The following is a 7,000-nucleotide window of genomic DNA, read 5'->3' as shown; positions in this document are numbered from 1 at the left end:
AGATGTGTTTAAGAGACAGAACAGCCCCAGCCCGGCCATGACCACGCGCGGTCTGGGCACGGCCTGCCGGCCGGCCGACGGCACCTTGGTGATCGCAGCGGGTGCCGCGTGCCGGGCCGTCCGCGCCATGGCCGCTCAGGCGTACCAGCCGTCGCCGGACACCCCCGCCTTCCCCCCGGGCGACGCCGGCGGCGACCCGGTGCCCGGCGACGGCTGGGACGACTGAGCGGCCATGGCGCGGACGGCCCGGCACGCGGCACCCGGTGCGATCACCAAGGTGGCGTCGGCCGGCCGGCAGGCCGTGCCCAGACCTCGCGTGGTCATGGCCGTGCTGGGGCTGTTCGCGCTCGTGTGCGTGATGCTGCTGGACGGCTACCTGCACTCGGAGATCGGCAACGACAGCCGCGTCCACGAGTCCGGGAGCGCGAGCCAGGTGCCCGCCTCCGTCCTCGGGGGCGGCCCCGTGCTGACCTTCGGCGCCGACGGCGAGCCCGTCAGCCACACCCTGCCGCCCCGGACGATCGCGCTCACCTTCGACGACGGCCCGGACCCCCGGTGGACCGCGAAGGTGCTCGCGGTGCTGCGCGAGCACGACGTGCCGGGCACCTTCTTCGTCGTCGGCCAGATGGCCGCCCGGTACCCCGCGCTCATCCGCGACATCGTCGACTCCGGCGGCGAGATCGGCGTCCACACCTTCTCCCACGTCGACCTGGCGTACCAGGACAGGGCCAGGATCGACCGGGAACTCGCCCAGACCCAGCTGGCGCTCGCGGGCGCCGCGGGCATCACGACCTCGCTCTTCCGCGCCCCGTACTCCTCCGAGCCCGATGCCGTCGACGACACCACGTGGCCCGTCTACCGCTACCTCGGCACCAAGGGCTACATCAGCGCCTTCGTCGACACCGACAGCGAGGACTGGCGGCGCCCCGGTGCCGCCGCCATCGTCCGTGACGCCACCCCCAGGGGCGGCAAGGGCGCCTCCGTGCTCTTCCACGACGCCGGCGGCGACCGCTCCCAGACCGTGGAGGCGCTCGGCACGTACATCGACACCATGAAGGCGAAGGGCTACACCTTCACGACGCTCACCGCGAGCCTGGGCGCCACGACCGCCAACCACCGGGCGAGCGGCGCCGAGTTGTGGCAGGGGCGCGCCCTGATCGGGGTCGTGGCGCTGGCCGAGTTCACCATGCCCGTCCTGTTCTGGCTGCTCGTCGTGGTCGGCGTCGCCGTCCTGGCCCGCTTCGCCCTGATGCTCGTCCTCGCCCGCCGCCACGCCAGGATCCGCGGCCGCCGCCGCTTCAGCTGGGGGCCCGCGGTCACCGAACCGGTCAGCGTCATCGTGCCCGCCTACAACGAGAAGGAGTGCATCGCCAACACCGTCGGCTCGCTCGCGGCGAGCACCCACCCGGTGGAGATCGTCGTCGTGGACGACGGCTCGACCGACGGCACCGCCGGCATCGTCGAGGCGATGGGCCTGCCCCAGGTGCGCGTCGTGCGCCAGGAGAACGCGGGCAAGCCCGCCGCGCTCAACCGCGGCCTGGAGCACGCCCGTCACGACCTCGTCGTGATGATGGACGGCGACACCGTCTTCGAGCCCGGCACCGTGCACCGGCTCGTGCAGCCCTTCGCCGATCCGCGGGTCGGCGCCGTCGCGGGCAACGCCAAGGTCGGCAACCGCGGCACGGTGATCGGGGCCTGGCAGCACATCGAGTACGTGATGGGCTTCAACCTCGACCGGCGCATGTACGACCTGCTCGGCTGCATGCCGACCGTCCCGGGAGCCGTCGGCGGCTTCCGCCGCGCCGCGCTGCTCGAGGCCGGGGGCATGAGCGGGGACACCCTCGCCGAGGACACCGACGTCACCATCGCGCTGCACCGCGCGGGCTGGCGCGTGGTGTACGCCGAGCACGCCCGCGCCTGGACCGAGGCACCGGGCAGCATCGGCCAGTTGTGGCGGCAGCGGTACCGCTGGAGCTACGGCACCATGCAGGCGCTGTGGAAGCACCGGCGCTCCCTGGTGGACCGCGGGCCCTCGGGGCGCTTCGGCCGGGTCGGCATGCCGCTGGTCGTGCTCTTCCAGATCGTCACGCCCCTCTTCGCGCCGCTGATCGACCTCCTGACCGTCTACGGCGCCGTCTTCGTCGCACCGGTCAGGTCGCTCCTCGCCTGGGCCGCGCTGATGTCCGTGCAGCTGCTGTGCGCGGCCTACGCCTTCCGCCTGGACCGCGAGCACTACCGCCACCTGCTGATGCTGCCGCTGCAGCAGATCGTCTACCGGCAGCTGATGTACCTCGTCCTGATCCACTCCTGCGTCACGGCCATGACCGGAGGCCGGCTGCGCTGGCAGAAGCTCGAGCGCACCGGCGAGGTCAACTCCCCGCGGGCGTCCGCGGGAGCCGCCCGGTGACCGCGTCCGGCGCCTCCCTGCCCCTGCCCCGGCCCGGGACCTCCGGCCGGCACGCCGCCCGCCGCGGCGCGCGGGCGCTCGCCACTGCCGCCACCACTGCCCCGGGCGCCCGCGACCGGTACCTGGACCTGCTGCGCGCCCTGGCACTCGTCCGCGTCGTGACGTACCACACGTTCGGCTGGGCGTGGCTGAGCCTGGTCTTCCCCTCCCTCGGCGTGATGTTCGCCCTCGCGGGCTCGTTCATGGCGCGGTCGCTGGAGAAGCGGCCCGCGCTGCCGGTGGTGCGGCGGCGGCTGCGCAGGCTCCTGCCGCCGCTGTGGTGCCTCGGCGCCGTCCTGGTCCCGGCGATGCTGCTCCACGGCTGGTCGCCCGGTGGGCACCACGCGGCACGCTGGTGGGCGCGGCTGCTGTGGTGGGTGGTGCCGCTGGCGGACCCGCCGGGCAGCGCCTGGGCCGAACAGGCCACGGGGGTGCTGTGGTACGTGCGCGCCTACCTGTGGTTCGTCCTGCTCTCGCCGCTGCTGCTGCGCGTGTTCCGGCGGTCACCCACCGCGGTGCTCGTCGCCTCCCTCGCCCCGGTCGTGCTCCTGCAGACGCCCTGGAGCCTGCCGGAGGGCGGGGCCGGCAGCGCCGTCACCGATCTGGCGGCCTTCCTCACCTGCTGGCTGCTCGGCTTCGCCCACCACGACGGACTGCTGGACCGCGCGCGGGCGGGCCTGGTGCCGGTCCTGGCCGCCGTCGCCATGGCGGCCGGCGCCTGGTGGGCCTGGTCCCACCGTGCGGACGGCTCGTACGACCTCAACGAGATCCCGCTCGCCCAGGCCCTGTGGTCGGCCGGTTTCGTCCTGCTCCTGCTGCGCTTCCGGCCGGGCGCGGGCCCGGCCGGGCGGCTCCGGACGCTGGACCGGGCGGCGCGGATCGTCAGCGCGCGGGCCGTGACCGTCTACCTGTGGCACGAGGTCGCCCTCATGCTCAGCGTCCCCCTGATCGACCTGATGTGGCGGGTCAGGCTCCTCGAGCTGTCGCTGCCGCTGGACAGCACCTGGTTCCAGTTCGCGGTGGCCTGGGTGCTGATCGCGGTGGCGGTGCTCCTCCTGGGCCGGGTGGAGGACCTCGCCGCGGGGCGCCGGCCCCGGCTCCTGCCCTGACCCGGGCCGGTCGGGACCGGTTGTCGGTGGGGGGTCGTACCGTTGACCCATGCGGCCCGTATCAGACATCGAACGCAGTGTGGCGCCCTTCGAGGTCGTCAGCCCCTTCCAGCCCAGCGGCGACCAGCCGACCGCCATCGACGACCTCGAGCGGCGCATCCGCGCTGGCGAGAACGACGTCGTCCTGCTCGGCGCGACGGGCACGGGCAAGTCGGCGACCACGGCGTGGATGATCGAGCGGCTGCAGCGCCCGACCCTGGTCATGGCGCCCAACAAGACCCTGGCCGCCCAGCTGGCGAACGAGTTCCGCGAGCTGCTGCCGAACAACGCGGTCGAGTACTTCGTGTCGTACTACGACTACTACCAGCCCGAGGCCTACGTCCCGCAGACGGACACCTACATCGAGAAGGACTCCTCGATCAACGAGGAGGTCGAACGGCTGCGCCACTCCACCACCAACTCGCTGCTGACCCGCCGCGACGTGGTCGTGGTCGCCTCGGTGTCCTGCATCTACGGCCTGGGCACCCCCCAGGAGTACATCGACCGCATGGTGCGGCTCAAGGTCGGCCAGGAGATCGACCGGGACGCGCTGCTGCGCAAGTTCGTCGACATCCAGTACGCGCGCAACGACGTGGCGTTCACCCGCGGCACCTTCCGGGTGCGCGGCGACACCATCGAGATCTTCCCGGTCTACGAGGAGCTCGCCGTCCGCATCGAGATGTTCGGCGACGAGATCGAGGCCCTGTACACGCTGCACCCGCTCACCGGCGAGATCATCACCGACGACCAGCAGCTGTACGTCTTCCCCGCCACCCACTACGTCGCCGGCCCCGAGCGCATGGAGCGCGCCATCGCCGGCATCGAGAAGGAGCTCGGCGAGCAGCTCGCGGTCATGGAGAAGCAGGGCAAGCTGCTGGAGGCCCAGCGGCTGCGGATGCGCACCACGTACGACATCGAGATGATGCGGCAGATCGGCACCTGCTCCGGCATCGAGAACTACTCGCGGCACATCGACGGCCGCGAGGCGGGTTCCGCCCCCGACACCCTCATCGACTACTTCCCCGAGGACTTCCTCCTCGTCATCGACGAGTCGCACGTCACCGTGCCGCAGATCGGCGCCATGTACGAGGGCGACGCCTCCCGCAAGCGCACCCTGGTCGACCACGGCTTCCGCCTGCCCTCCGCCCTCGACAACCGCCCGCTGAAGTGGGAGGAGTTCCTGGGACGCGTCGGGCAGACCGTCTACCTGTCGGCCACCCCGGGCAAGTACGAGCTCTCCCGCGGCGACGGCGTCGTCGAGCAGATCATCCGCCCGACCGGCCTGGTCGACCCCGAAGTCATCGTCAAGCCCACCAAGGGGCAGATCGACGACCTGGTGCACGAGATCCGGCTGCGCGCCGAGCGCGACGAGCGCGTCCTGGTCACCACCCTCACCAAGAAGATGTCCGAGGACCTCACCGACTACATGCTGGAACTCGGCATCCAGGTGCGGTACCTGCACAGCGACATCGACACCCTGCGCCGGGTCGAGCTGCTGCGCGACCTGCGGGCGGGCGAGTTCGACGTCCTGGTCGGCATCAACCTGCTCCGCGAGGGCCTGGACCTGCCCGAGGTGTCGCTGGTCGCCATCCTCGACGCCGACAAGGAGGGCTTCCTGCGCTCGGGCACCTCCCTGATCCAGACCATCGGCCGCGCGGCGCGCAACGTCTCCGGCCAGGTCCACATGTACGCCGACAAGATCACCCCGGCGATGGAGAAGGCCATCGAGGAGACCAACCGGCGCCGGGCCAAGCAGATCGCGTACAACGAGGAGCGGGGCATCGACCCGCAGCCGCTGCGGAAGAAGATCGCCGGCATCCTGGACTCCTTCGCCCGCGAGGACGCCGACACCGAGGAGCTGCTGGGCTCCGGCCGCCAGCGTTCGCGCGGCAAGGCGCCGGTGCCGGGCCTGTCCGCCAAGGCGGGGGAGAAGCGGGCCGCCAAGAGCCTGCCCGCGGCCGAACTGGCGGAGCTCATCGGCGAGCTGACCGACCAGATGCACGCCGCCGCCGCGGATCTTCAGTTCGAGGTCGCGGCCCGGCTGCGCGACGAGGTGGGCGAGTTGAAGAAGGAGCTGCGGCAGATGCGGGAGGCCGGCGTGGCCTGACCGTACCGGCTGTCGAATCTCTTGCCGAACCACGGTGCCCTACCCGTGCGTCTCCCCATAGGGTGCGGAGCAACCGCACGACGGCAAAACGGTTGAGAGGGGACAGCGCGTGACGGTCAACATGACCAAGGGTCAGAAGATCAGCCTGCAGAAGTCGGACGGGGGGACGCTTTCGTCGGTCCGCATGGGGCTCGGCTGGCAGGCCGCCCCGCGTCGCGGTCTCTTCGGTTCCCGCACCCGGGAGATCGACCTCGACGCCTCCGCGGTCCTGTTCGCCGACAAGCAGCCCGTGGACGTGGTGTTCTTCCGTCACCTCGTCAGCGACGACGGCTCGGTCCGGCACACCGGCGACAACCTCGTCGGCGGTGCCGGACAGGGCGGCGACGACGAGTCGATCCTGGTCGACCTGCAGCGGGTGCCGGTGCACATCGACCAGATCGTCTTCACCGTCAACTCCTTCACCGGGCAGACCTTCCAGGAGGTGCAGAACGCCTTCTGCCGCCTGGTCGACGAGACCAACGGGCAGGAACTCGCCCGCTACACCTTGACCGGAGGCGGTGGCTACACCGCGCAGATCATGGCGAAGGTGCAGCGCAACGGTGACGGCTGGTCGATGACCGCGATCGGCTCCCCGGCCAACGGCCGCACGTTCCAGGACCTGATGCCGGCGATCCTGCCGGCGCTCTGACCGCACAGGGGGGCGCGGGCATGACCATCGAGCTGGTCCACGGGCAGAACCATCCGCTTCCCGGCACCTCGCTGGAGGTACGGGTGTCGGCCGGTACGCCGGTGGTGGCCGGTGTCTCGCTGGGTGACGGGCAGGGGCGCGTGAGCGGCCCCGGGTCCGTCGCCCACCCCGGGGCGCCGCGGCTGCCGGGCATCGAGGTGCCCGCGGGCCTCGCCGCCGAGCAGCGCGTCACCGCCGACCTGTCGGCCGTGCCGGCGGACGTGGAGCGCGTCCACGTGCTGCTGGCGCTGCCACCGGTCGCCGGGGCACCGACCCGCTTCGGGGCCTGCCCCGCGCCCCATCTGACCGTCGCCGGCTCCGACGGGGCGCCGGTCGTGAGCTTCACCGTCACCGGGCTCGGCGCCGAGGCCGCGATCGTCGCCCTGGAGCTCTACCGCCGCCAGGGCGCCTGGAAGGTGCGGGCGCTCGGCCAGGGGTACGGCGGCGGGCTGGCGGAGCTGCTGCGCGACCAGGGGCTGGGCCGCCCGGAGGCGGACGCCGTGGCCGCGCGCGTGGCGGACGCCGTACGCCCCCCGCGCGCCCACGGCGTCCGCCTCCGGGCCTGTCTCTTA

The 7,000-nt window shown here is 72.2% G+C and carries 5 protein-coding genes and 1 pseudogene; all 6 read left to right on the top strand.

The genetic code is table 11. The annotated features are described in order from the left end of the window. Positions 1 to 226 (top strand): annotated as a pseudogene (locus PV341_RS42515) (hypothetical protein); the annotation flags it as partial. Positions 227 to 232: 6 nt separating this feature from the next. After that, complete coding sequence (locus PV341_RS42510) at positions 233 to 2,407, top strand: bifunctional polysaccharide deacetylase/glycosyltransferase family 2 protein (RefSeq protein WP_500360660.1); 2,175 nt, start codon at positions 233 to 235, stop codon at positions 2,405 to 2,407. Then, on the top strand, positions 2,404 to 3,555 hold the full coding sequence (locus PV341_RS42505; RefSeq protein WP_500327212.1) for an acyltransferase family protein: 1,152 nt from the start codon (positions 2,404 to 2,406) through the stop codon (positions 3,553 to 3,555). The genes PV341_RS42510 and PV341_RS42505 overlap by 4 nt, the downstream gene beginning before the upstream one ends. A 49-nt stretch (positions 3,556 to 3,604) precedes the next feature. Beyond that, positions 3,605 to 5,701: an excinuclease ABC subunit UvrB gene (uvrB, locus tag PV341_RS42500; RefSeq protein ID WP_500327213.1), complete on the top strand. Its 2,097-nt coding sequence runs from the start codon at positions 3,605 to 3,607 to the stop codon at positions 5,699 to 5,701. 109 nt (positions 5,702 to 5,810) lie between these two features. Next, complete coding sequence (locus tag PV341_RS42495; protein WP_499511249.1) at positions 5,811 to 6,389, top strand: TerD family protein; 579 nt, start codon at positions 5,811 to 5,813, stop codon at positions 6,387 to 6,389. A 20-nt stretch (positions 6,390 to 6,409) separates the two neighbouring features. Next, on the top strand, positions 6,410 to 7,000 hold a 591-nt coding region (locus PV341_RS42490; RefSeq protein WP_500360658.1), incomplete at its 3' end, for a TerD family protein.

The sequence above is a fragment of the Streptomyces sp. PA03-1a genome (assembly GCF_033792805.1).
Lineage (GTDB): Bacteria > Actinomycetota > Actinomycetes > Streptomycetales > Streptomycetaceae > Actinacidiphila.
This window is presented reverse-complemented; position numbering and strand designations above follow the sequence as displayed.

What these genes read in the sequence shown, in the direction of transcription:
- uvrB (WP_500327213.1), top strand. Translation starts at nt 3,605, where the DNA reads ATGCGGCCCGTATCAGACATCGAACGCAGTGTGGCGCCCTTCGAGGTC.
- PV341_RS42510 (WP_500360660.1), top strand. Translation starts at nt 233, where the DNA reads ATGGCGCGGACGGCCCGGCACGCGGCACCCGGTGCGATCACCAAGGTG.